The sequence below is a fragment of the Rhodopirellula sp. J20-39 genome (assembly GCF_057365095.1).
In genome coordinates, this window is the sequence record NZ_CP195123.1 from 6,333,857 (window position 1) to 6,358,984 (window position 25,128).

Sequence of the window (25,128 nt, forward strand, 5' to 3'; positions counted from 1 at the left end):
ATACAAACCGTCTTCGATGGTATCCTGCCGCCGTTAATTCGCTGATCCGTAAGAAAAACTGAGAGCGATCGGTCGCCCGAAAGGTGTGACTGCCTTAAATTGAGGGTTTTGGAGGTGTGCTTGATGGCTAAAGGATTGTTCACCCAAGGCATGTGCGTGCTGCTGCGGCAGCCTATGCCAATGGAGGAAATCCAGGAACGGCTGAAATCCTTTGAGTTAGTGGCTCGTCAGGAATCCGATGACGAGGATTCGCCTGAAACGTTGGTGTACTCATTTCGACCTGAAGTGAGTGGACACTTGTTGGTGACACCGACTTCAGCATGCTGGCCGGACGACATGGGTGATCCGGAAGAGTCGCCTGAGCGATTCGTGGCTTGGTCTCTAGGACAATTCGGACCTCTTGCATTCCCAGGAGGCCTGGAACGGGCTGCTTCCCAGTCATGGGGCTGGGACGAAGCCGCCGACGCGGTTGAGCAGCACACTGCGCATATTCGCTTGCTAATCAGCTACGTGCTCGGCAACGAAGAAGACGATGATGATGACGATGACCTGCCGTTGGTGCCCGAAGACTACGACTCAATGGCGGAGCTGAACACATTGACTCGTGCCGTCACCGCATTGCTCGAGTCCCCCGACGCCCTCTGCTATTACAACCCCGGCGGCGAAATTCTGCGGGACGCGACGCTCCTGCGACAAGGACTGAACCATGCCTGGAGCCACGAACTGCCGCCGCTAGACATGTGGACCAATGTCCGGATTTTTTCCGATGACGAGGCCTGGGTCATCATGGATACCGTCGGCAACGGCCAATTCGACTTGCCGGACATGGAAGTGGTTTGCCGGCGAGAGGTTTATCCCCCCGGCGAAGTCGAGAACTTCCTGCGGCACGCCACGCTTTACCTGCTGGCTGGCGACGAAGATGTCTGCACCGGCGACACCGCCGATGGACCGGGAAACATCACTTGGTCGGCGATCGAGTGTGGACAATCGCTATCCGATCCGCCGCGCCCAACCATTCGCTGGATTCCTGATGACTCCCACACACCGCCTGACCACCTGCTAGATCCAGGTGAAGACGAAGACTTGGATGAAGAGTTTGACGACCTGCTTGGTGTCGACGATGACGACGACGAGGAAAGCTTCCTCGACGACCATGATCCACCCGGCAAATCCATCGAAGACTTCCTAGAGGATCTAGACGAGGAAGAAGAACCGCCGGGCCAACCGCCGTATTAAGGCGGTGCCGAATCGATAAGACGGTTCGGTTAGCCGAATCACGCTTGGACTAGGTCTTCTTATAGACTAGGCCTTCTTAGCTTGAGCCAGCAGCTTTTCGGCATTCGCGACCGGATCGCTGACCTCGGCTTCCGCGGCTGGTTTCGCTTGCGTCGCCGACGCCGCTGAACTGGTAGCCTCGTCCGAATCTTCGTCAATTTCGTCGGGGTCGACTGGACTGCGTTTAACTTCGATCGTGTCTTGGATCTGGACCGCCTTCTTGCCCTTGAAGGCCCCCGCACTGGCATGGAACTTAGGGATGTCCTGAATCGCCAACTCCAACGGATGATCCGCTGCTTGCTCCGTTGCGATCACATCCCCTACCGCCAAATCGAGCAAATCGCTCGTTTTGACACGACTACGAGCCAGTGTGACGACGACATCCACGCGAGCAGTGTCGATACTGTCCACAATCTTGCGACGGGTAAAGGCGGTGGGATTGGACTTGCCGTAGCCGACCCAACCATTGCGAGAAAGCTTGGCGTTGTATTTCTCGATCGTGTTAAACGGGATGCACAAATTCATCATCCCACGGTTCTTGCCCAACAAGACTTCGAACCCGATCAGGATGGCAACTTCGTTGGGAGGCACGATCTGAGCAAGCTGTGGATTGCTTTCAGTGGCCTCGATCACCGGCTTCAGCTCGATGATGTTCTCCCATGCGGGGATGATTTGCTCGAGAAACAACGCGACCACTCGGCACATCAGCCGGGTTTCAATTTCAGTCAATGGTCGCCGAATGGTTTCCCCGGGGACTGGTTCACCGCCTAACATGCGATCGATAATCGCGTAAGCCAGCGATGGAGCGATATCGAGCACCCAATGCCCGTCCAGGGGTTCAGGCTTGATGATATTGAAACAACTAGGGTTATCCAGCGAGAAGACGAACTCGCTATAGGTCAGTTGATCAACGCTCAACAACTTCACTTCGAGCATCGTTCGCAGCAGCCCAGAAATCGACGCTCCGAAGTTTCTAGCGATCGACTCATGGAGCGACTGCATCGCTCGCATCTGGTCCTTGCCGACGCGTTCGGGACGCTTGAAGTCGTAGGCCGAGATCCGTGCTCCCGCCGGGACACCGGGGGAATAGGGCTTGTCCGTCGCCGAGCGAGACTTCAATTGTGGCGTTGGAGGAGTGCCATCGGCGGACTCCTGATCCTCCGCCATCAGACCATCAATATCAGCCTGATCCGCTTGTTCGCCGCTTTGGGCCTCGCCACCCTCTTCATCGAGGTTGGCAGTTTCCATGGCTTTCAGCAAATTTTCGACTTGGTTCTGACTGAGTGATTCGTCTGACATCGAAAATCCTAGCTCCGCAAATGGCCGTTCCCAAGAACGATGTACTTGTAGCTGGTCAGTTCACGCAACCCGCATGGGCCACGCGCGTGAAACTTATCGGTGGAAATGCCAATTTCCGCCCCCAACCCGAACATCCCGCCGTCGTTGAAACGTGTGCTGGCGTTGACCATCACAGCGGAACTGTCGATCAAATCCGTGAATCGCTGTGCTGCAGCGATATGTGAAGTAATAATCGCATCAGTGTGTCCAGAGCCATAGCGATTGATGTGATCGGCGGCCTCATCGAGCGAATTCACGACAGCAATGCTAATAGTAGGCCCCAAATACTCGGTGCCGAAATCTTCCTCCGTTGCCGCGATTCCACCAGCAACGTGCGGAGCAGCCCGCTCGTCGACCCGCATTTCGATATCACGTGACGCCAATCGTTCGGCGATCGCTGGCAACGCTTCCGCTAAGATCGATTCGTGAATGAGCAGCGATTCGCACGCATTGCACACCCCCAAACGATGGCATTTGGAGTTTTCGACCACGTTAACGGCCATTTCGATGTCCGCCGACGCGTCCACATAAACGTGGCAATTGCCGTCGTAATGCTTGATCACCGGCATCGTCGCTTCGCTGGCGACGCGGCGAATCAAGCTCTCGCCGCCTCGAGGAATGGTGACATCGATTTGCTTATTCAGCTTCAAGAAATGTCCCACAGCGGCTCGGTCCGTGGTGCCGACCAACTGGACGGCGTGTTCGGGAATGCCGACCTCCGCTGCCACACGGTGCAGAACCTTGACGATGGCTTGGCTGCTATGCATCGCTTCTTTGCCACCACGCAGGATGACCGCGTTGCCGCTCTTCACGCAGATACCCGCGGCGTCCGCGGTCACGTTAGGACGACTCTCGTAGATAAAGAACACCACCCCCAACGGCACCCGGCGTTTCTCGATCTTCATCCCACCGGGACGAGTGAACCCGTCTAACACTTCACCGATCGGATCCTTCAGTGCAGCGATCTCACGCAGCCCGGTAGCGATCGATCCAATCCGGGCCGCATCAAGCTTCAGCCGATCGATACTCGCGTCGGTTAGCCCGTACTGTGGAGCCGCTTCAAGATCCTTGGCATTCGCTGCCATCACTTCGTCGGCGGCGGCAACCAAGGCATCAGCGGACTGAAGCAACCACTGATTCTTGATTTCGGTATCCAGCGAAGCAAGTTGGCGCGAAGCCGCTTTGGCTTGTTCGGCGATCTTCAAACAACTCGCTTGCAGATCGCTAGCGGCATCCGATGCTTGCGCGTCACTGGAATCCTGAGCGGTGCCAGAGTCTTGAGTTGCGTCTGAGATGGGGGGCGTCATGGGGATAATTTTTCAGAAGCTGTGAAAGCGGGGAGCGATTAAAACTGACCGATACATGGCAAACCTAACAGGTTCGCTACGTCGGGATCAAACGTGCCGAGCAATTCGGAAGGTCGATCATGCACTAGAGAAGAGTACAACCCTGTAAACAACTCGATCTGTGGGTCCAACAAACGCTGCAAAATTTCTTCGACTTGAACCATTCGCTTGGCTTTTGGATCGGCATCGATCGACGGGACATTCGGAACATCGTCGAGCTCGTCGACAATCTCTTCGAGCCAACTGTCGATCGCGATCGCCGAAGCACCTAATGCGATCAGTTTGATGGAATCGGATACTGAGACCGGAATCCCCATTTGCGAACGCGGGGGCGAAAGCCAAATCGGGATCGGGTGACTGGCTTCCATTCTCTGAGTCAGCCGCAACAAAAATCGAGCGAGCGACGTGCCGGTGATACGAAGCTGGCTTAATCGAATTAACAACGCATCGGGCGAAGCAGCGATCAAATCCCCCAAGGAATCATCTAACCACTCTGGCGTGACGCTAATCGCGACGGCCGCGGCGGGGCACAAGGTTCGGATTTGCCTGACCTTGGATGCTAACTTGTCTGACGAAGGCACATCGGGCGGTAGCGTCATCGCAGGCACCCATCCACCGCCGGATAGCGGTTGATCTTCGGCGGTCAATTCCCAGCGTCCAATTTGCTCAGCCGAGTACGCGATTCGTCCAGTCACATCGCGTGGGCAAGACAACTGCAGATCAACGATCTTTGCATAATCCCAATCGGCATCGGATACCCCATATCGTTCATTCCGATATGGAAGAATCCGCTGTGACGAAACGCTGCCTTGGATCACTTCGGCCGACTGGACCGAATCGTCAACGGTTGACGAAGCGAGGCCTAATTCACTTTGCAATGCGGACACCAAAATGCCACGCGAAGCAAAGCCTTCATAGACGCACTGTGCCAAGAGCACCGGCCAACGATGCCACGGAGGCGTGTCCCAGTACAAAGGCTGGGACAATATGAGAGGATCGCCGACCTGCCGAGAAATCATCACTTCGGTCTGTTCCGGAGCAATGCCTCGGCGGACCTGCCCCAACTTCGGCGGCATCAGACAAAGTGATTCAAGCAATTCAGTGTTCTTCCATCTCTTGGATGTATTGACGCAAGCGCTCTAGTTCGTCGGTCGTGCCTTTGAGCTTCAGCATGTTCTCAACGCGTTTGACCAATTCGACCCGGTTAACCGGTTTGCTCAGGAAGTCGTCCGTTCCCGCTTGCACACCACGTTCGATGTCCCCGAGTTCACTCAGCGCGGTCACCATCAAGATCATGATGCCACTGGTCGCGGGGTCTTCCTTAAGTTGCTTGCAGACTTCAAACCCGCTTAGTTTGGGCATCATCACGTCAAGCAAAATCAGATCCGGTTTGAACGACTTGACCTTGGCAAGCGTGTCTTCTCCATCGACTGCGGTTTCTAGATCGCAATCGATGTTGATCAAGTAAGCTTCGATCAGTTCGCGGTTGGCCGAGTTGTCATCGGCAATCAGAATTCGATTCATTAAACTGCCTCGCAAGCCTGAGACGCCGCTGCAGGCACAGGGAACGAACCGCACATTTCGCGAATTTCGCCGCGGATCGATGTGTGCAAAGCCTCGTCATCCGCATTGGAAAGAGCTTGGGAAATCCAATTTCCGATGCGTTCCATTTCGGCCGTGCCCATACCCCGAGTCGTCAGTGCGGGGGTACCAATGCGAATGCCCGATGGATCCATTGGCTTGCGTTGATCAAACGGAATCATGTTCATGTTCACGGTGATCCCACACGCATCCAAAACGGCTTCGGCTTTCTTACCGCCCAGACCAACCGCAGTCACATCGACTAGCAGAAGGTGGTTGTCCGTTCCACCGCTGACCAAGCGCAAGCCAGCCGCCATCAGCGTGTCGGCAAGGGTCTTTGCGTTATCGACGACCGCTTGGCCGTAAACTTTGTATTGGTCCGTAAGAGCTTCGCCGAAACAGATCGCCTTGCCCGCGATGACGTGCATCAATGGGCCACCTTGCGTGCCGGGGAACACATTTCGGTTGACCAACTTCAGGTGCTCTTGCTTGCACATGATCAAGCCACCACGAGGCCCGCGAAGCGTTTTGTGAGTCGTGGTGGTGACGTAATCGGCCAGCGGTAATGGGCTGTTGTGAATTCCTGCGGCCACCAAGCCAGCGTAGTGAGCCATGTCGACGAGCAACTTGGCGCCCACTTCGTCAGCGATCTCTTTGAACTTGTCGTGAGGGATTTCACGCGGGTAAGCGCTGGCACCGGCAACGATCAATTTCGGCTTATTTTCGCGAGCCAATCGAGCGATTTGGTCGAAGTCCAGGCGATGCTCTTTTTCGTCAACGCCGTAGCTGATGAAATTGTACAGCCGGCCACTCATGTTCAACTTCATGCCGTGGGTTAGGTGACCGCCTTGGGCTAGGTCCAGCCCCATCACCGTGTCGCCGACTTCCAGGCAACTCAGGTACACAGCCGCGTTGGCTTGCGAGCCCGAGTGAGGCTGAACGTTGGCGGCCTCGGCACCGAAGAGTTCTTTAGCCCGATCAATCGCCAGTTGCTCCACGACATCAACGTGCTCGCAACCGCCGTAGTACCGGCGACCGGGATAACCTTCGGCATACTTGTTGGTCAGGACGCTACCCGCCGCTTCCATGATCGCTGGGCTGGTGTAGTTTTCGCTCGCAATCATTTCCAGCCCGTCCTGTTGCCGTGTCGCTTCGGCTTGCATGGCTGCGTACAGTTGCGGGTCTTGCGATTGAATGATGCTCATGGTTTTCGATTCAGGGACCAAAAGTGGGAAGATGGGCGGCAAAGACTCAGCGAATGAGTAGGCACCGATTGTCGGCCCCTAGGCGGTGACCGTCAATGACCGCCGCCAAGTAACCACCGGACTCTTTCAATCGGCAAATTGGCTATGGATCTCGTCGCAAATCCGATCGTGGCGGATTCCGCAGAGCCGCGAAGTAGTTCCGCCATGCATTCTCGTCGTAGCCGTAATCCACCTCCGGTGCGATGGTTTTGACGAGCTGCAAGACCTCCGGGTGCCGAATTTGCGTGGTCCGCTCAACCACCTTGGATCCTTGGGACAGCCCGTTGACGCCATTGTTTCCAAACGAGGCATCGGTGCCCCCGCTACCGACTTGAGAGCGAGTTTTCTGTTCCGTGATCAGGGCTCGGACGTATTCGAAAGCGAGTTCCGGGTTGGGAAAGAATCCCAGGGCTCGTGCGGCCGCTTTAACCTGAGCCGGAGAATTAGAACGCAACAGCGGCAGATAGCTCGCCACCGCCGATGAAGCTCCGTACTCAACCAGTTGCCGCAATGCTTCCTCGCGAACCATCGCGTCGGTTTCGTTCAGTCCCGCTTCGACCAAGGCTGCCACCGCGGTTTGATTGCGGAATTTGGCCAATAACCGCACGTAGGTGATGCGCAACGTTCGCAAATTCGCTCGCGAGGATCGGGACCGCACAAATTCACCTGCGATTGCAATGGTCGCCATCGGGTCGTCAATCGCGTTGATTTCCGCCAGAGCCTCCGCATCGCCACGAATGGCTTTGGAATGCAGTCGCCGGAAATCCTTGATCCACAACTTCGAAGCCCGTTCAGCCTCATCGTCAAATTGCCGAACCGACAAGACTTCCGGCAAAACCCACCGCCCCTTGGCGTCTTGGACCAGCCCCTGAGATCGCCGGAGCTTTTCAAAACTGATCCACTCGTTAGCCGGTTTGACATACCCCAACGCGGCCCGCGCGAGTCGGTGGTCGGGATCCAATTCAATCGTCCGCACCAAATGGAAGTGATACTGATTAAGCAGAGTTTCCGACTTGCACCAGCGAGCCAACTCGAACTGGGCCTCAGCGTCCTGCCCCGCCGCGGCGGCCCTAGCCCGGTATTCGGCAAGCTGGTCCGCATCAACGGTCCGTCGGGTGTGAGCCCCAGCGATTGCAATCGACATGGCGGGGTCGACACGAACAATGACGTGAGCCGTTTTGCCGTTGGCGTCCTCAACCCGGCGAACGTCACCGGTCAATTGACCGCCGCCGGAAAGCTCGACTTTGCCCGCCACGACGTTGCCGCTGAAGATCATTCCCGCCAAAGTGATGCTCGCCAGCATCGCACCGCATGCAGCCAAAGGGCTGGAAGAGCCCAAAACGTTGGAAGAGACCAATGTGCGGGAAGAGATCGAGTCAAATTTTTGCATGTTGGGCCCCAGTTTCGCCAGTCCGTGATGCTCGCATCCGAATGTGTCCTGTGAATCGACTCATTCTAGCCGAACTCACACCAATTTTGATAAGTAAATGGTTTTCCGGCGATGCCGGTCTCAAAAGTGCTCAAGCCCCCGCGGCTGGCGACCGATTGAGATACTTGACCTCGGAGGTCAAGTTTGTATGGTTGTCATGCTCGATACGCTTGTTTTTGAAAATTTTGCCTAGACGGATCGCACGTGACCGCAGCCCACCCCTCTCCAGAAGACGCTCCGCCAGAATCGGCTGCGAAGGTCCGCGCTGATTTCAGCCCTGGGCCGGAGACCGCTGGATCAAGTTCGGCCGCTCCTCGTCCGAGTCTGAAGGTACTGACCGACGAAGAATCCAATGCCGCCGCTCAGGCCGCTCGCCAGGCACAAGCCGCTGCCGAGGCGGAAAATGCGATCCCCGAAATTGGTGGCGCGATGGTCGCGGATCCGCCATTGGCCCCAACGCCTGAATTCTTGGCCGAACTGAAACGTGAAAGCGACGCACTCGAAAACGAGACGCCCCAAGCCATCTTAAAATGGGCCGTCGATCGATTCGCACCCAAGTTCACGATGGCCACCGCGTTCGGGCCCGAAGGGATGACCATCATCCACATGCTCGCGGGCATCGCTCCGGAAACCCCGATCTTCAATCTGGATACCGGCTATCAGTTTGCCGAGACCCTTGAATTGCGAGAACGAGTTCGTGAAAAGTATGGCGTCACGGTTGAGTACAAGTATCCCGACCAAACCGTCGAGGAATTCGAAGCGGCCAACCACGGCCCGGTTTATCTAACCGATCCCAATCGGTGCTGCTTTGAACGAAAACTTCGGGTACTGCACAAAGCGGCCCGTGGCTGGCATGCCTGGGCTAGTGCCATTCGGCGTGACCAAAGCGAGGATCGTGCAAAGGCACCTATCGTCGGCTGGGACAAGAAATTTCAGCTTGTCAAAATTAGCCCACTGGCCAACTGGACCAAAAAAGATGTCTGGTCGCTGATCACCAAGGAAGGCATCCCTTACAATCCACTGCATGATCAAGGCTATCCCAGCATCGGTTGCCAACCCTGCACCCGATCGGTTTTGCCTGGTGAAGATGAGCGGTCGGGACGATGGAGCGGTTTTCAAAAAACCGAGTGTGGTTTGCACTCGTCGTAGAAATCCTCGGCGTCGATAGGATCGGCGGCGACATTACCGAGTGTGAGCATGTTTGACCGTTTGAAACGACTCATCGGCGGAGGCGAAAGCCAAGCCGATTCCGACGAACGCCAAACCATGGCCGGTGAGTCACTCGATCAAGAGATCGATGCGGTTCGTCAAACGCAATTGATTGATCCGTCGCAACTGCAAGCCGCCCGCGATGCTGCCGGCAAGTCAGCGAAGTCTCGTCGAGCAAGCAAGTCGAAATCAGCGGGGCCGGGAAGCGAGTCCGCTTCACTCTATCGCCCGTCCTTGCGACCGCCGATGGGATTTTTGGCCGCCCTGGATGATGGCTCAATTCGCGATGCGGAAATCTATCGCCTCCGCGGCGGCAGCGTCGTGATCGGCCGCCAAGAAGGCGACATTCAGTTTCCCTACGAAGTCCTGATGTCGTCCAAGCATGCCAAGTTGGAGTGTCGTCGTCATCGATCCGGATACCAGTGGCACTTCACCGATTTGGAAAGCCGCAACGGTTCATTCTTCCGCGTCCAGCGTGCCTACCTGCGTCATGATCAAGAATTCTTGATCGGCCGTCATCGCATCGCTTTTCAAATTCCAACGCCGGGCACGGGCACTTCCGTACCTGCTGCAGACGACGTGCACGCCACACAACTCATCGAATCGGTGAACATCGCGTTGCCGAAACTGCTTTACCGCGACCTACGGCAAGACACCGAACACACGCACGTGCTTGATGGTCTTCACCTCGTCATCGGTGCCGATCCGTCAACGTGCGGGCTATCACTAAATGACGAATTCATCTGTCCCAACCACACCCGCATCCATCACACCCAGAAGGGATGGTTGATCGAAGACCTGGGATCACGCAACGGCGTCTGGCTTAGACTTCATCAAGCCAAGCTGGATCAAATCACGGAATTCCAGTTGGGCGAGCAACGCTTCTATTTCCGTCCGCCGAAATCACAACGACGCTGAGAATCGGAAGTCCGCGACAAGGCTTTCGCCGATTGCGTTCGGCAGTCCGAGATTGATAGCTTCTCGAACGGAAGCTTCCCACCGTCGGGTGCTCGCGATTACACTGTCCGCCTTTGGGTGACATGCGGTTTGCCTACTCCGGCTTTAAGAGTTTGAAGAGGAATCCCAATGACGGCAGCAGTGAATTTAAGACTTACCAATGTTTGAACTACGCTGCACCGTCCGCAATTGTGAATCACTTCTCGAACTGACCGATTCAGGACTGAAGTGTGCCGCCGGCCATCACTTCGATCGTGCCAAGCAGGGATACTGGAATCTTTTGCAGCCTCAGGATCGCCGGTCTAAGAACCCCGGCGATTGCGAAGAAGCGGTGTTGGCTCGGCACCGCTGGCTAGCTCGCGGTCACGCTACGGGCCTGATCGAAAGCCTGATGCCCTGGGTCGACTTACTGCAAACCGGATCCGGTGATGCCACGCATTCCGCGGCATCCACACCACGCGTCGTTGACCTAGGGTGTGGCGAGGGAACCTTCGGCCCAGCACTCTTCGCCGCCCATCCAGACGGCTACTGTGGGATCGACTTATCCAAGAAAGCAATCCGGCTCGCCGTTCGTGGCTGGCCCGAAGGCACTTGGGTGCTCGCCAACGCGGATCGCACTTTGCCCGTCGCCGACAACAGCGTGGACTGCGTCATGTCGTTGTTCGGCCGACGTCCACGAAGCGAAATCCGCCGAGTTCTGAAACCAAGCGGTGCCTGCATCGTGGCGGTCCCGGGCGAAGAAGACCTGATCGAACTGCGAGAAGAGGTTCAACAGTCCGGTCACCGTCGCAGTCGATGGGAAATCGTCGTCGACGAAATGCTGGAAGCAGGATTGCGATGCGTCGAACACAAGACTTGGACGCAGCGGGTTGAGCTCCAACCAGACGCCATCGCCGACGCAATGGCAATGACCTACCGCGGAGTCCGTTTCTCGCAACATGCTCGACTGGAATCGATGTCGGCGACCATGGTAACCCTCGCAGCCGACTTGATCAGATTCGAAGTCTTCTGAGCCCAGCCAATTGTCGATCAGCCAATCTTCAAGATGCTTGACATGCCTGCGGCCCGTCTCCACGAAGACAACTGCCCTATGTGCATCGCGAAGTGAGTGGTCAACAAGTGACCAAGCATGTCACCTACCGTCGGCAATGGCTCTTCCAGAATCGTCGTTTGCTGCGGTTGATCAAGTTGACCGGGCTGAATATTCGCCAATGCCTCATTCACTCGGTCAAAGCCTTGCTCGAGCAGGACCACCAATTGCTGCTTCGTTTTGCCGGTATCGCCAATCCGTCCTCCCGGACTTCCAGGTCCGTAGACAGGCATCAATTCACCAAGCACATCTGACTTGTTGCCTAGCAACGCTACTGTAAACTCGTTAGCCAACGCCAAATGCCCGACGATCCAGTTCGGGCTGTTTCCATCGCCCAGTGGCTCGTCAAAACGATCCTCCTCAATCTCGGCGACCATCGTGTTAAGCATCCCGTTCATCATCGAATACAGGTTTTGCATCGTCTTCAGTTCGGTAGTCATTTCTTGTTCCGCAGGAAATCTTGGATGTGAGATTCGCACCAAAGCGTTTGAATCAAGCCAATAAAAAACGCCCGATCCGAAAATCGAGCGTGATTGTATATCAGAATTGTTTACCTATCTGAATCGCAACGAGAACTCGCGTTGATTAAGAATCCGAACCGGCATCAGCCGCTTTGGCGGTCTTCGCGATCGCAGTCACAGCAGCCTTGTACTTGGCACGTGCCAAGTTAAGACGCGCCGTCATCGCACATTGAGTTTCAGTGCCATCGACGCAGTAGGTCGTTGCGACGCCAGCCTTATCGGCCATTGCTTTGGCGGCGTTGGGGCAACTGCAGGATTCTTCGCCAACTTGGTACTTCATCGAAACAAGTTGAGTGGCTTCCTGAACTTGCTTGGCGATCGTGCCAGCTTCAACGGGGCAGTTGCAGCTTTTGCCGGCGATGGTGGTCTTACCCGAAACGCTACAGGTGGCTGGCGTGGTGAAGCTTTCAACCATTGCTTCGGTCTTGCTGACCAAAGTCTCCATCGCCTTTTCCTTCGAATCGAACTGGTCGTCACTCACTTTGAAGCGAATTTCGCTTCCGGCTTTCTTCGCCATTGCAGCGGCTGATTCGCTGCAACAAGTTTCTTGATCGCCGACCAGGTAAGTCAGTTGTGGAAGCTTCGCCATGGCTGACTTCACTTCGCAAGCACCACACGCATCGGGGCACGCACAGGCTTCGGCAACCTTATCGGCGCTACAGGTTGCACCGGCACGACAAGTCTTGGAAGCTTCAGCCGATTCATTTTCAACGTCGGCAGCACGGGCAGTCGACAAAGTCGAAGCCAAACAAGCAACCAAAGCCAAACCAAACAATCGAGTCATCTTCATAGGGGCGATCTCAAACTGAGAATGGGGAAAGAAATGCGGCTTGGCAACCGACGTGTCACCAAGACTCGCAAGGCAATGTGTTTCTTCAAGTCGAAGATAGCGATTCACGCAAACCATCCGCCACCAATTCGCATGATTTTTTCCAAAGCGACACCCCAGTTGTCGCATATTCAATATCATCTGTCATTTGAATGCATTAATGACACGGCTTCTAATCTGGTGTTCAAGCCGTTTCGCCGCCAAAACAGCACACCTCGTTGTTGCAGTATCAGCTGCCAAGCTGCTCAAAACTTCCCTCGCAATTCGAAAATAATTTGATGAACGTACTTTGCTTTAGCGATCTGCACTGCGACAAGAAGGCCGCTACCTCGCTCGTGGAGCAGGCGCAAAAAGCGGATTTGGTGATCGGGGCTGGTGACTTCGCCAATCGACACCAAGGACTTTCCGACACGCTCGACATTCTTTGTGCCATCCAAGCTCCGTCCATCCTCGTACCGGGTAACGGCGAAACGGCGGAAGCTCTGCAGCAAGCGGTTCAGAAGGCCAACTGGGAATCGGCGACCGTTCTGCACGGTAGTGGAACGACCGTATCGGCGAACTCCGCGGAGTATCCCGTGTGGGGTGTGGGCGGCGGGATTCCGGTCACGCCATTTGGATCGTGGAGCTATGATTTTGACGAACAACAAGCTGAAGCCATGCTGGCCGATTGCCCCGACCACGGCATCCTCGTTGTTCACTCGCCTCCTATCGACACGGTCGACCACGATAGTGCTGGAAAAGTGCGAGGCAGTCAAAGCATTCTCGACTGCGTGAAACGTTGCCGTCCCGAATTGGTCGTCTGCGGGCACATCCACAGTGATTGGGGCAAACAAATGAAGTTGGGATCCACCACAATTCTGAACGCCGGTCCAACGGGTATCTGGGTCAAACTAGGACCCAACCAAACTTAGGCTCACGGTGTGGTTATCGAAATGTGGGAAACACTTTCCTGCTATTAATTAAGGCAGCTACATCCTATGTAGCTACTGTCCGGGCGATTCGCACGAGAGGTCCAGGAATCGAAGCGTCCAACCTTGAACATCTTGATCGTCCATTAAGAACGAATGCAGGACGGGAAACTCTTGCACAACAACGGCACCTTCAAGTTGGGCTTCGTCTAAGCTAACCACAAAATCGCTTTCGCCATCAACCAATGGGTTGCGAACACGACCTAACTCGATCCGTCCAGCAACAATTGCGAACGGAAACGGCGGCGTAGCTAGATGGTCGTGCACGTCATTCCATCTTGGCCCCAATTCCATCGCACCTGGGCCAGCAAACCATTCGAAGACGCCCGTCATCGCGGCCCGGCGAGCAATCATCGCACCCTGGTTGGGCGGTCCGAGCATTACCATCGCTCGGCAACGCGGCAAGATTTTGGCTGGGTCACCATCCCGCTGCAGATCACCAATCAAGTGACGTACTACAATGTTCCCCATGCTGTGCCCAACAAAACAAAACTCAGCTTCCGGATGCTGGGACTCCAACACACGCCGCAATGCAATAGCGGAATCGGCCAGCGAAGAACGAGTACTGGCATATCCGAAACGAATCGTTTGTTCGTAGCCGTCCTCTTGAAATGCCTTTTCCAGTGATTTCATGGATCCGTCCGTCCGCATCAAACCGTGCAACAGCACCGCGATTGGTTTGTCGCTCGGCGGATCCGGCGTAGGACAAAACTCATCCAACAAAGCGATGGTGTCCTGCTCGGTCCCCCAACCTCGACGAACATTCTTGGCATCGAGCAAACGACAATGCTTCGTCATCTCGTTTCGCTGAACGCGATACCCGTTGCGGTAGACAACATCGGTCCATAGTTGAGCACCACCAATTGTCGGCATCGGCACATTGAGATTCTTGGCCACAGCATTGTCCTGGGTCTGACCGACGGAAGCATGAACGGCGAAAACGCCTGCTGAAATCAGCAGGCAACTCGCAAACCACTTAGCAAATCGTCGACGGCGTATCGGAGCAAACATGATGGCCTGGCAAGTCATTTCGAGGAGTGATTTGTGGGTTCAATATACCCAGTGCCTCTCCACAACCGAACACCGCGCGGATTTCTGCAGAAAACCACGGACCAGTGTTCGGATTCCACCGTTCACGTCCTTTTACTTGGTCAGTCCGCCAATTGATAAACCGTAACGGACTGAATCAACATTTCACCCACATCGGCATAGGGATCAAAGGTGGCGAACGGATCAAACCGTAGTTTTTTGACAGGCACGTTCCCTGGGATTTTGAACAGGTAGGCATTGATTTGGTCCGTAGCGGTCAAAGATCGCTTCGTTTGCTGTCCGCCGTTGAAACCGTGCCCAGGGGCCGCCCAGAAAAACTGACTCGTTGCCCCCTTTGCTGGCATCGCGACCAACTCAATGGCCAACTTCCCCGACGCTTCCTCGTCCAGACGGACCGCCATTTGCGAATCATCGCCGGTCGCCACAAGGAACGTCTTGTCACCACGTTGTTGAATTTCAACACCACTCCGCTCTTCCCACTTCGCCGCGTCCGTGGGATTGTTTAGGTCCCACCGGGCAAGCGGTCTAGCACCACTCAAGTCGATACCATCGGGATTGATAGAATTGTCTTTGGGTTTGGATGTTTCCAACGCCGACTCCGCCTCCCGCACTCCGCTAAGCGCGGAGAACGAATAGTCCCCCGACGCCACCGCCAACACAGCCACATCGTCTTTATGGCGAAGCAGCTTCACGTGCTGATTCTGTGCCAACGGTGATCCACCTGCGGTGATACTGTTGGCGTCACATGTCGGCAGATAGACCGTGGCGGTTGTGTTAGCTGGAATCGTGACAGCGAGATCGAATCGTCCATCTTCGATCTTCCAATCGCTGCGAATCGGTCCACGGATCGATTCATACGAGGCTCGTACCCAATGGATTGGCTTGTGCATCGCGTTGCTGCCGGTAGCCGGCGGATTGGGACGAATGATGATCCGCTTGAACCCGGGACCGTCCGACTGGATTCCCGCCAAGGTTGCAAACATCCATTCACAAACCGCTCCGAAGGCGTAGTGCGAAAACGAATTCATGGCCGCGTTGTGACGACCGAACGCGTCTTCTTTCGTGTAGCTATCCCAACGCTCCCAAATCGTGGTCGCTCCATTGGATATTTCATAACCCCAGGACGGGAACTCGCGTGATTGCAACAAGAACGTCGCCAAGTCATGTTGTCCGGATGCGGAAAGCACGGGTAACAACGGCCGTGTCCCCAAGAATCCGGTCGCCATATGGTTCCCATTCTCGGCTAACATTTCGGCGAGATGCCGCCCGTTCGATTCACGCTGATCGTCAGGAATAAGATCGGCAAACAAGGCCAATGCTTGCGCCGTTTGCGTGTTCACGTTCACGCTGCCATCGTCATCGAGGTACTTCGTCTGGAAGGCGGACTTGGTCTTTTCAAATTGCGTACGATAACTGGCTGCTTCGTCTTGCCGACCAGTCGCCTCGGCCATCTCCGCCATCATCTTTGCGGAGATGGCATAATAGATTGAGTCGATGTAATCCAGCGGTGTCTCGGCACCCTGAGCTAGCCAATCCCCCCACGCGTTGCCGTGTGAGATCCCCAAATCGTTGACGCTTGTTTTGTTTCGCCACTGCATGAACCGAGTCATCGGTTCCCAGCAATCGTCAATCACTCGCGTGTCGCCATAGAACTGCCAGATCGTCCAAGGACAAATCACACCGGCGTCAGCCCACGCTGTTCCGAAGTCCCAGCCATGTTGAAACGGGAACGGAGCATAGCCAGGAAATACGCCGCTGGGGCGTTGTGATTCCATCAATTCACGCAACCACTTGGTGTAAAACGCACCGATGTCGGCGTTGTACGCCGCCGTGGCAACGTAGGCTTGTGCGTCTCCGGTCCAGCCCATCCGCTCGTCACGCTGCGGACAATCCGTAGGCAAATCCAAGAAGTTGGCTCGCTGAGTCCACAACACGTTCTTATAAAGTTGATTGACCATCGGGTCACTACACTCAAACGTGCTGGTCATCGGTGTGTCGCTGTGCACTACCAATCCGGTGACCGAATCGACGGTCGGCTCGCCAGGGCAATTCGAAACTTCAACGAATTGAAATCCATGGAACGTGAAACGCGGTTGATAGGTTTCCCCATCGGGATCGCCCTTGCAGGTATAGAAGTCCGTTGCACGAGCCTTACGCAAGTTTTCTGTCATCATCCGGCCATCGGGATGCAACATTTCGGCGTATCGAATTTGGATCCGCTGGCCAGCGGGCCCTTTCACTTTCAAGCGGATCGTGCCCGCGAAGTTCTGTCCAAGATCGAAGATGAACGTACCTGGCTCGCGAACCGTCATCGTCTTGGCGGCGACTTCCTCAGTCACTCGAACGGGCACGCCCGGGAACGCTTCTAGCTTAGGCCGGTGAAACCCAAGTTCACGATCTTCACCCAGGTTACGCACACCTTGGCCCGGTTTCGTTGGATTGCGACGCTGGAAAAAGGTGGCCGAAACACTGCCGTTGTCTTCAGCCAAAATCGCCGAGTCCCAGGCACTGTCGTCAAATTTCGCGGTCGACCAACCCGGCATTTCTTGCCGAGCGTCGTAGGCTTCCCCCATCAACAGATCGGCTTCTTGAATCGGCCCCTTACCGGTCACCTTCCAACTCGCATCACTACCAACAACTTGCCGTGAACCGTCGGTGTATTCGATTTCCAATTGGGTCATCAATGCAGGCGTTTTGCCATACGTGGCCCGTCCGGTTTTTTCGGTCCCCATCCCTGTCAACAAACCGAAACCGACATAGCCGCTGTACCAACCGTCAGCGACCCAAGCTCCGATCGCGTTATCACCCTTGCCTACTAAATTGGTGACATCGTACGTGTTGTAATACGCACGTTGACGATAGTCGGTCCAGCCTGGAGTGAAGAGAGCATCGCCAACGCGTTGCCCATTGAGGTAAAGTTCGTAGATGCCAAGTGCCGTCGAGTAGACCACTGCACGTTTAATTTGTTTGTCGACGTTAAAATCTTTTCGGTACTGCCGAGCCGCCGGCAAGTGCAGCTTCTTCACATCAGTGTGAACCGGAGTCTCATCTCGAAAGCTGATGTAGTCGGCCGACCAATCGGCATCATCGAGTAACGCCATCGACCAAAATGCAGGCTGACTCGATACGGGGGCATCACTTTCCCCATTCCAAACTTGGACTTTCCAAAAACACTGCTGCCGTGATTCTAGTGGTTGACCGGCGTATGGAACAAACAGGGTTTGATCGGAGTCTACCTTTCCGGTGTCCCACAGGTCGCCTTGATCATCTTTCAGAAGTTCGGCTGACGACGCAACCAGAACTCGGTAGGCCGCTTGAGATTGACCACGACTGTCGGACGTGACTCGCCAACTCAAACGTGGTTTCGCGATGTCGATACCAACCGGGTTGTCGAGATATTCGCAGCGGAGCTGAACCGGTTCCATCGCGGAAGCAAGATTCAAGCCGAACAGGCAGGAAACGGCGAGAGCAAACAGAGTTTTCATATCGAGTTGTAAAGAGGTAACAAAGGGATTCAGTTAAACGGTTTAGAAGCCAACGGCAAATCGCTATCGATGTAACGCCGTATCGCTGGTCAAATCGGCCCAGTCATCAAGAGCGTTGAGCAACCGTTGGCAATGTTGATGGTGTTCGGGTTCCGCCGCGAGATTGTGGATTTCATCCGGGTCGGACTGCAGGTCATAGAGTTCCAGCTTAGGTACAGCCCCGCCTAAGTTTTGCGGGTCCATCTCGGTCAAGATTCGGTACTGGGTAGGGAACTTTTCTTTCAGACGAATCGTTTCCGCGTAGGTGCGGTTGCCCCAAGTTGCAAACTGCCGACTGTCAGCGTTGACCTGCCGCCACGCGGTTTCGACTTTTTCACGGTAGATCAGTTTCCAACGACCATCGAAGACGCTGCGTTCTTGCATCCCGTCGTTGGGCAATGGGCCACGATTGGAAATTTCAGCGAATATGAAACCGTGCCCTTTCGCGGTTTCGTCATTCAACACAAGGCCGCCCATTGACTTGCCATGAAGCGGCACCTTGAACGTCTGTTGAATCTGACAAAGATCAAGAATGGTGGGCAGTAGATCAAGTTCACTCACCAATTCATGACATCGCTTACCACGACTCAATCCTGGACCGCTAACGATTAGTGGCACACGCAGCCCAAGGTCGTAAAGCGTCATCTTGCCGTGCTGGAACGTGGGTCCATGATCACTCATGAAGAGGATGATCGTGTTGTCGCGTTGCCCCGATTCGGCAAGCACATCAAGGGCTTGCCCCGTTAACGCATCGGCCTGCTCAACAGCAGCAAGATACTCGGCCCAGTCCTTGCGTACTTCCGGTGAATCCGGCAAGTAGGCTGGCAATTGAACCTGTGATGGATCAACGCGAATTGGATTTTTATCGCTATTGGGATAAGGGCGATGTGAATTCGGGATATTGATCATCAAAAACCAAGGTCGGTCGCGAGCCTTGGCGTGTTCGATAAATTGCGAGATCTCGGCGCGTCGTCCTTGAAGAAATTCGTCGTACGGGAACTTCTCGTTCGGCAACACGTGCAGCTTATGCGTGACGCCTTGATAGTAGCCCTCTCGCTTCAGTATTTCAGTCAGTGTCGGATACGAATCACCTATGCGATTGATTTGCGCTAGCTTAAGTGATCGCTGTGACTTGCTTACCTGATCGGCAGGCATATGGAAGTTATGCGTATTGTTTAAGATGCCATTGGTGTGACTGTGCAGACCTGTATAGATCGCCGCTTTCGACGCCGAACAAACGGGATACGCGACAAATGCGTTGTCGAAATAGACGCCTGATTTGGCAAGCGAATCAATCTGCGGTGTCTTTAAACCTGGTGTCCCCAACAGACTTAGATGTGCACCCTGATCCTCCGTCAATACGAACAGAATATTCGGTCGTTCATGTGCGGACGCATCTAGCCCGAGACACAATTCAGCGACGACTAAGGCAACGCAGATCTCCATCCAACGCAACCACATTCTTTCGCCGATTAGAACGCCCATTTTTGAATCACCTCGCCATCGCCATCAGTCAATCGCATCTCGGTAATCTGGATCGTGCCGCTGCCTCGGGATGGGTCGATCCGAATCGCTTGGATGGGTGAACGTGAATCGATTTCAATGATGTAGTCGTGTTCGACACCATCATGCGTGACATCGAAAAACTGACTGCGATCGGCGTTGTAGCCACGCCCTGGCTCTTTCCAAAACAACTGCCCCTGGCCTGAAGAATCCGACTTCATGCGAAGTCCCAGCGTCATGGAACCGGACGGCAACGAGCTGGAAAATTGAAAACTCAAGTACGGATCACTGCCGGAACTCTCAACCCGCAAGGCGCCGTCGGCTTGCGACAGCTTGCACGTTCCGCCGTTCTGCCAACCGGCGATTGGTTTCCCCGGACGCGCGGCTTTCTTGGCAGCGCCCGCACCGCCTTTCAATGTCGCCTTCCCTTCGAGGGCAACGTCATACACGGTTGGGTTAAACTGAGGGTTGGGTAGCGGGCGAACGGCCTGGGTATCGATGAGGTGTTGTTCAATCAGTGCATCGAGTTGCTGAACACGCTCGGGAGACTGGTCAGCGAGATTATTTTGCTCGCCGATGTCTTGCTGAAGATTGAATAGTTTGTATCGATGCTGTCCCGCTTCGCCACCATGGAAAATTCGAATCAATTTCCAGTCACCTTGGTGCACACTCACTGCGGGCGGCAACCAATCGGGAACACCTGGTGAGTGCGGGAAGTAAGTGAAGATGGCATCTCGATCTAGCTTGCTGCCTTTTAGCGCCGGAACAATGCTAACTCCGTCGAATTCTTGATTGGGCTGACGCTTGATCGATAGCATCTCCAACAACGTTGGATAGAAATCGCTGCTCTGGATTATTTCGTCGCTTTTCGATCCGGCCGCCACAACATTGGGCTGCACAACGATCGCTGGGCCTCGCACACCACCTTCATACATGGTCGCCTTCCCACCTTTCAGCGGGGCGTTGCTGGTTGCTGTGCCACCATCGACTTCGTTGTACATGTTCCCGCCATTGTCCGAGGCGAACACAATGATCGTGTCGTCGGCGATCCCTAAACGGTCGATCGTGTCCAGCAGTGCACCGACGGCGTCATCCATGCTCTCGATCATCGCAGCATAAGTCGGACTGCGTTGCGGGTCGCTTGGATCGACAACTTGCTTGTACTGGTCAATCAATGCCTTCTTGGCATCGAAGGGTGCGTGGACACTGAACATCCAGTAGTTCAAAAAGAAAGGTTCGTTGCGGTGCTTTTCCATGAACGCAACCGCCTCCTTAGCCATCCGATCTTCGAGGTGCTCGTCGGGAATTAGTGGGTCATGATCAAAATCTTTGAACTTCCATGGCGCCACATAACTTCCCGCTGGACCGGGGCCCGGATGATGCGGCACGTCCACATCGAAACCGTGCTCTAGCGGCGAGTACGGCGCCGATCCCAGGTGCCATTTCCCAAAGTGCCCGGTCGTGTAGCCGTTGTCGCGAAACATCTCGGCGAGGGTGTAATGCTTGGTATCCAGCCGTGAAACGGATTCTGGAATAGTTGCCTTCTGTTTCGGTGAACCGCTTGTGGCTTGGACGGGCTCCAAAATGACCTTCGGCAAATGGCTTGTCGGTGCTGTGATACCATGGCGTGCCGGGCTAAGTCCGGTCAGAACGCTTGCGCGAGTAGGCGAACACAAGGGACTCGACGCGTAAGCACGCGTGAATGTCATGCCACGCTGAGCCAATCGCTCGATGTGAGGCGTCTTATAGAGTTTCGTGGTCCCATATAATGTCGTGTCACTCCAGCCCAGATCATCGGCCAGAATAAAGACAACATTGGGCTGTTTTTGCTCGGCGTTAGCATCGCCTTGGCTCATCGCTACCGCGACCGCGAACAACAACGCAGCCGGAATGAAGTAACACCTCAACCTTTGCAACGACGGCATGTCATGCTGATCAATCATGGAGGTCCTTTGTTCTTGAATCGATGGTCTTGAGGTAAGGCAACATGGCGGACTGTTCGTCAGGCGTACCAAGCGATTGATAGAGATGCCAAATTGGCTTTTTGGCATAGGGAGTCCGGTCATCATCGGGGAACTTCCGTAACCCGATTCTCAATCCACCCTCGTGGCGGTTGTCGATCCAGTTGTGGTAATGCCACATTTTGATAGAAGAAAGCGGCTGAATTTTCTTCCACGCGACAGCCATCCCAGTCGCTTGGTCGGCAAGCGACTCAGGGGAATAATCAGGCGAGTTGAAACCGTTTTCGGACAGATGCACCGTGCGAACGTGCCCGCGATAATGCATCGCAGGTTGTTTCATGTAAGCGTCGAGCACCTCCAAATTCCAAGGTGTGATCTTGTCCGTATCGACCGTCGAGGTCGCTTGACGGTCTTCCCAAACTCGGGGGTTTCGTAAGTCTTGAGGGTACGGATGAAAAGCTACCGCCCACGGGAAATCACCTTCCACGTCGCAGTACTGCGTTAACAACTCCAGCATTCGCCGCGAGCCGTACCCATCCGGTGCTCCCCTCTTTGCCCAGTGATGGGTCAACGAGATGAAGGCCCGAGCGTTCGGATCGTACTGGCGAACAATCAAGTCGGTTAGTCTCAGCGAGCGATGATACAAACTCATGTACTGCAACGCCGTCTTACTTCCCGCGTTCGTCCACTCGTAGCCAAAATCGACTTCGTTGTGAACGATCCAGTGGTGGATACGGCCATGCTTACTGTCCTTTCGCGACCAACGTTCGGCCATCAGATTCAAAATAGCGCCGTAGTACTCAATGCCTTCTGTCGATGTAACATCCGGCATTGCGAACTTGCCTCGCGAATCCGCATCTGGGTTTGCCAACAACCTCGCTTCGGGCGACTGATCCGCCGTGGGATTGGTTACCAGTAGAATCGCGGAAACCATCACGCCGCGATTCTGAGCCGCTAAAAACGTTCGGTCATAGTGAGCGAGCAAGCCGTCATTGGCGTAATACGTTTTGCCCTGCCACTGAAACGGCGACCAATTGGGACATGGTTGTGTCGATACAAAACGATGCAGCGCGTTAAGGTTGACCGTCACGGCTTGGATGTCGAGTTCATCGATATCATCACGCACTTCGTCCGGCATAGGCCACCGCCAACCACCAAGTCCCTTTTTTGTTTTGGGATTCGCAGGTGGCAGATTCGGATCGCGGCAGGACAGCTCATCTGCATAGCGAGCATGACTGACAACCAATTCGTTGTTTTCGATTAGCGTCGATTGGTGAGCGTCTTGTGCAGTTTTGCTGGGACGATGGGATAATCCTCGCACCAATTGCCAACGAGACGTTAGACGATCGAAACCAGCATCATCGATCCGCGGCAAGATCACCTTGAATGTCCCGTCGGTGGCAAGCTCGACCGGGGTTCGCGACCGATGGACATGCGATTTCGAGACCAGTGTCTCCATCGCTATTTCGGTTAGCACGAATTTGTTTGCGTTGCCTTGGTCTAAACCAAAGTCAGAAACCACACCAGTGATCAAGACCTGATCCTCGGTGACGACGACCTGAGAGATCTTTGCCGGCATCGATTGCTTGAGGTATTCCTCGATCACAGCGTTGGACGCAGTCGTTTGCTTACGCTCTTTCGATCGCAACTTGCTAATCGCGACCAATTGCGAAGAGGCTTCTCGTGCCGGAGTGATTTCCGCCGCCAGCAGACTTCCCGAAACGAGCACGCCCCATAAGCACAGAAGGCAGATCCCAATTTCCAGCGATCTACGTGAGTGCTGCTGCGTTTGCAGGAAACTTTTTTTGCCGAAACGGCACGATTGAGCCAACAAAATCATAAGCTTCCAGAAACGGTTTGAAGGCTGGGGTGATCGGCAGGTGACCAGTTCTTGATCAGCGCCGTCAATTCACGAACTTGCCCGGGCATCGTCTCCGCAAGATTGTTCTCTTCGGTCGGATCAACCGACAAATCAAACAACTGAACCTGAGGAGTGGAGGCAGGGTGCCGGGATGTATAGGAGTGTGTTTCACCTTCGCGTCGCAGCAGCAACTTCCAGTTGTCACGAATTACCCACTGATACAGCAACGAGCGGGAAGGATCATTCAGATCAGCTATGTCGTGAGCAAAGCCTTCTCCGAAAACGATGTTTCGTTCAATAGGCTTCGACTCCGTCAATGCAGGAATCACATTGAGGCCTGGCAAATCCTTGGGCAATTCGACTCCAGCGGCAGCAAGAATGGTTGGATAGATATCCAAACTCGTTGCCAACTCAGGACGCGATTGGGGCGAGATCTGATTGGGCCAACAGTACATAATCGGAGTCCGAGTGCCGCCCTCGTTGGCTGATTGCTTTGATCGAGCGGCGAATGTGCCTTTGGTGGGCTCTTGAATCCATCCGTTATCACACACGTAGATGAACAACGTGTTTTCTGCTGCACCCCGATCTTTGATTTCCGACATCAGTTCTCCACAAGTTTCGTCGAACCATTCACACATTGCGTAGTACTTCGCTACCGATAGAGACTCGACCTTTGCGGTGTACTTTTCCAACAAACGCTGCGGCGGATTGTGCGGTTGGTGAGGCAAGAAGGGAGCGTACCAAAGGAAGAATGGCTTCTGCGCTTGCTCAGCGATGTCCAAGAAATCTTTGATCGGTTGCAACCCTTGACGACCAATCTTCAATCCATCATCGCCATGCCGCCCACCAGGCTCCGGGAAACCTCGCGTCATCCCGTGAGTGAACCCACATCGCTGATAACTGCCTTCCCACAATTTGCCACTTTGATGTGAAAGATATCCCGCCCGACTCAGAGCCTGGGGCAGTAATTCAAAAGCATCCGTTTTGGCAATCAGTTCTGCACATCGTTGCTTAAAAAGGGGCGAACCTTTGGGTGCATACTTGGGCGACGGGTCATTTCCCGTCACATGGTTCGTCGAGGCGTAGTGACCGGTAAGCAATGTCGCTAGCGATGGGCGACACAACGCCGTGGGCACATAGCCACGTTTGAAAGTTGCACTGCGGCGAGCTAATTCATCCAAGTGCGGAGTCTCGATTTCCTCGTGCCCCATGAACCCATAGTCGGTCCAAGCTTGATCATCCGAGAGAATCAAAACGATATTGGGCTTTAACGATTCCGCCGCGGTCGCATTATCAGTCGCCGTCAGGATTAAACACGCAATCGCGACGGGGACAACTGCCGCAGAAAGCAAAACCCTACCACCCCATACCATGCAAAATCTTGTCATTGTTGCCTTCTTGAAAGTCAGTCGGTGTTGTTTAGCACTCAAATTGTTAGCTTG

19 protein-coding genes are annotated in these 25,128 nt (G+C 54.7%); 5 read left to right on the forward strand and 14 right to left on the reverse strand.

The window, feature by feature from the left end:
• The first annotated feature begins 123 nt into the window (after positions 1–123).
• Positions 124–1,236 carry a DUF4261 domain-containing protein gene (locus ACR3ZL_RS23075; RefSeq protein WP_473650742.1) on the forward strand — a complete coding sequence of 371 codons (1,113 nt, stop codon included), beginning with the start codon at positions 124–126 and terminating at the stop codon, positions 1,234–1,236.
• Positions 1,237–1,302: 66 nt separating this feature from the next.
• Here ACR3ZL_RS23075 and fliM read toward each other — a convergent pair whose 3' ends face one another.
• From fliM to ACR3ZL_RS23105, 6 genes are all read right to left on the reverse strand, one after another.
• Entirely contained in the window at positions 1,303–2,574 is a 1,272-nt protein-coding gene (gene fliM, locus ACR3ZL_RS23080; RefSeq protein ID WP_473650741.1) for a flagellar motor switch protein FliM, read from the reverse strand.
• Positions 2,575–2,582: 8 nt separating this feature from the next.
• The gene (locus ACR3ZL_RS23085; RefSeq protein WP_473650740.1) at positions 2,583–3,920 is read right to left on the reverse strand and encodes a glutamate-5-semialdehyde dehydrogenase; all 1,338 of its coding nucleotides are present in this window, start codon (positions 3,918–3,920) and stop codon (positions 2,583–2,585) included.
• 38 nt (positions 3,921–3,958) lie between these two features.
• On the reverse strand, positions 3,959–5,056 hold the full coding sequence (locus ACR3ZL_RS23090; protein ID WP_473650739.1) for a hypothetical protein: 1,098 nt from the start codon (positions 5,054–5,056) through the stop codon (positions 3,959–3,961).
• Between the two features lies 1 nt (position 5,057).
• A complete protein-coding gene (locus ACR3ZL_RS23095; RefSeq protein WP_473650738.1) occupies positions 5,058–5,483 on the reverse strand; it encodes a response regulator in 426 nt (141 codons plus the stop codon).
• Entirely contained in the window at positions 5,483–6,745 is a 1,263-nt protein-coding gene (glyA, locus tag ACR3ZL_RS23100; protein WP_473650737.1) for a serine hydroxymethyltransferase, read from the reverse strand. Before glyA ends, ACR3ZL_RS23095 begins: the two co-directional genes overlap by 1 nt.
• A 142-nt stretch (positions 6,746–6,887) precedes the next feature.
• The gene (locus tag ACR3ZL_RS23105; protein WP_473650736.1) at positions 6,888–8,174 is read right to left on the reverse strand and encodes a HEAT repeat domain-containing protein; all 1,287 of its coding nucleotides are present in this window, start codon (positions 8,172–8,174) and stop codon (positions 6,888–6,890) included.
• Between the two features lie 363 nt (positions 8,175–8,537).
• Between ACR3ZL_RS23105 and ACR3ZL_RS23110 the strand changes: the two genes are divergently transcribed.
• The 3 genes from ACR3ZL_RS23110 to ACR3ZL_RS23120 all read left to right on the forward strand — a co-directional run bounded on the left by ACR3ZL_RS23110 (position 8,538) and on the right by ACR3ZL_RS23120 (position 11,391).
• Positions 8,538–9,362, forward strand: coding sequence for a phosphoadenylyl-sulfate reductase (locus ACR3ZL_RS23110; RefSeq protein ID WP_473653475.1), 825 nt, complete (start codon positions 8,538–8,540; stop codon positions 9,360–9,362).
• Positions 9,363–9,410: 48 nt separating this feature from the next.
• A complete protein-coding gene (locus ACR3ZL_RS23115) occupies positions 9,411–10,340 on the forward strand; it encodes an FHA domain-containing protein (protein ID WP_473650735.1) in 930 nt (309 codons plus the stop codon).
• 199 nt (positions 10,341–10,539) lie between these two features.
• On the forward strand, positions 10,540–11,391 hold the full coding sequence (locus ACR3ZL_RS23120; RefSeq protein ID WP_486172997.1) for a methyltransferase domain-containing protein: 852 nt from the start codon (positions 10,540–10,542) through the stop codon (positions 11,389–11,391).
• 17 nt (positions 11,392–11,408) lie between these two features.
• On the opposite strand, the gene ACR3ZL_RS23125 is transcribed toward ACR3ZL_RS23120, so the two are convergent.
• Together ACR3ZL_RS23125 and ACR3ZL_RS23130 are read right to left on the reverse strand one after the other, a co-directional pair.
• The gene (locus ACR3ZL_RS23125) at positions 11,409–11,909 is read right to left on the reverse strand and encodes a DinB family protein (RefSeq protein WP_473650733.1); all 501 of its coding nucleotides are present in this window, start codon (positions 11,907–11,909) and stop codon (positions 11,409–11,411) included.
• 145 nt (positions 11,910–12,054) lie between these two features.
• Positions 12,055–12,888 (reverse strand): hypothetical protein, encoded by an 834-nt coding sequence (locus tag ACR3ZL_RS23130; RefSeq protein WP_473650732.1) that lies wholly within the window; start codon positions 12,886–12,888, stop codon positions 12,055–12,057.
• Positions 12,889–13,097: 209 nt separating this feature from the next.
• Here ACR3ZL_RS23130 and ACR3ZL_RS23135 point away from each other — a divergent pair, with 209 nt between their 5' ends.
• Positions 13,098–13,730: a metallophosphoesterase family protein gene (locus ACR3ZL_RS23135; RefSeq protein ID WP_473650731.1), complete on the forward strand. Its 633-nt coding sequence runs from the start codon at positions 13,098–13,100 to the stop codon at positions 13,728–13,730.
• A 72-nt stretch (positions 13,731–13,802) separates the two neighbouring features.
• Here the strand turns inward: ACR3ZL_RS23135 and ACR3ZL_RS23140 are convergent, their stop codons facing one another.
• The 6 genes from ACR3ZL_RS23140 to ACR3ZL_RS23165 all read right to left on the reverse strand — a co-directional run bounded on the left by ACR3ZL_RS23140 (position 13,803) and on the right by ACR3ZL_RS23165 (position 25,074).
• Complete coding sequence (locus ACR3ZL_RS23140) at positions 13,803–14,798, reverse strand: esterase/lipase family protein (RefSeq protein WP_473650730.1); 996 nt, start codon at positions 14,796–14,798, stop codon at positions 13,803–13,805.
• 140 nt (positions 14,799–14,938) lie between these two features.
• Positions 14,939–18,322, reverse strand: coding sequence for a family 78 glycoside hydrolase catalytic domain (locus ACR3ZL_RS23145; RefSeq protein ID WP_473650729.1), 3,384 nt, complete (start codon positions 18,320–18,322; stop codon positions 14,939–14,941).
• Positions 18,323–18,385: 63 nt separating this feature from the next.
• Complete coding sequence (locus ACR3ZL_RS23150) at positions 18,386–19,846, reverse strand: sulfatase family protein (RefSeq protein WP_486172998.1); 1,461 nt, start codon at positions 19,844–19,846, stop codon at positions 18,386–18,388.
• The gene (locus ACR3ZL_RS23155; protein WP_473650727.1) at positions 19,834–21,807 is read right to left on the reverse strand and encodes a sulfatase; all 1,974 of its coding nucleotides are present in this window, start codon (positions 21,805–21,807) and stop codon (positions 19,834–19,836) included. Before ACR3ZL_RS23155 ends, ACR3ZL_RS23150 begins: the two co-directional genes overlap by 13 nt.
• Complete coding sequence (locus ACR3ZL_RS23160) at positions 21,800–23,665, reverse strand: DUF5722 domain-containing protein (protein ID WP_486172999.1); 1,866 nt, start codon at positions 23,663–23,665, stop codon at positions 21,800–21,802. The genes ACR3ZL_RS23155 and ACR3ZL_RS23160 overlap by 8 nt, the downstream gene beginning before the upstream one ends.
• Positions 23,662–25,074 carry a sulfatase-like hydrolase/transferase gene (locus ACR3ZL_RS23165; RefSeq protein ID WP_473650725.1) on the reverse strand — a complete coding sequence of 471 codons (1,413 nt, stop codon included), beginning with the start codon at positions 25,072–25,074 and terminating at the stop codon, positions 23,662–23,664. The genes ACR3ZL_RS23160 and ACR3ZL_RS23165 overlap by 4 nt, the downstream gene beginning before the upstream one ends.
• Positions 25,075–25,128 lie beyond the last annotated feature (54 nt).

Coding starts and splice junctions, on each gene's coding strand:
- fliM (WP_473650741.1), bottom strand. CDS start 2,574: ATGTCAGACGAATCACTCAGTCAGAACCAAGTCGAAAATTTGCTGAAA.
- ACR3ZL_RS23155 (WP_473650727.1), bottom strand. CDS start 21,807: ATGATTGATCAGCATGACATGCCGTCGTTGCAAAGGTTGAGGTGTTAC.
- ACR3ZL_RS23075 (WP_473650742.1), top strand. CDS start 124: ATGGCTAAAGGATTGTTCACCCAAGGCATGTGCGTGCTGCTGCGGCAG.
- ACR3ZL_RS23135 (WP_473650731.1), top strand. CDS start 13,098: ATGAACGTACTTTGCTTTAGCGATCTGCACTGCGACAAGAAGGCCGCT.
- ACR3ZL_RS23105 (WP_473650736.1), bottom strand. CDS start 8,174: ATGCAAAAATTTGACTCGATCTCTTCCCGCACATTGGTCTCTTCCAAC.
- ACR3ZL_RS23140 (WP_473650730.1), bottom strand. CDS start 14,798: ATGTTTGCTCCGATACGCCGTCGACGATTTGCTAAGTGGTTTGCGAGT.
- ACR3ZL_RS23150 (WP_486172998.1), bottom strand. CDS start 19,846: ATGGGCGTTCTAATCGGCGAAAGAATGTGGTTGCGTTGGATGGAGATC.
- ACR3ZL_RS23120 (WP_486172997.1), top strand. CDS start 10,540: ATGTTTGAACTACGCTGCACCGTCCGCAATTGTGAATCACTTCTCGAA.
- ACR3ZL_RS23095 (WP_473650738.1), bottom strand. CDS start 5,483: ATGAATCGAATTCTGATTGCCGATGACAACTCGGCCAACCGCGAACTG.
- ACR3ZL_RS23165 (WP_473650725.1), bottom strand. CDS start 25,074: ATGACAAGATTTTGCATGGTATGGGGTGGTAGGGTTTTGCTTTCTGCG.
- ACR3ZL_RS23085 (WP_473650740.1), bottom strand. CDS start 3,920: ATGACGCCCCCCATCTCAGACGCAACTCAAGACTCTGGCACCGCTCAG.
- glyA (WP_473650737.1), bottom strand. CDS start 6,745: ATGAGCATCATTCAATCGCAAGACCCGCAACTGTACGCAGCCATGCAA.
- ACR3ZL_RS23160 (WP_486172999.1), bottom strand. CDS start 23,665: ATGATTTTGTTGGCTCAATCGTGCCGTTTCGGCAAAAAAAGTTTCCTG.
- ACR3ZL_RS23145 (WP_473650729.1), bottom strand. CDS start 18,322: ATGAAAACTCTGTTTGCTCTCGCCGTTTCCTGCCTGTTCGGCTTGAAT.
- ACR3ZL_RS23125 (WP_473650733.1), bottom strand. CDS start 11,909: ATGACTACCGAACTGAAGACGATGCAAAACCTGTATTCGATGATGAAC.
- ACR3ZL_RS23115 (WP_473650735.1), top strand. CDS start 9,411: ATGTTTGACCGTTTGAAACGACTCATCGGCGGAGGCGAAAGCCAAGCC.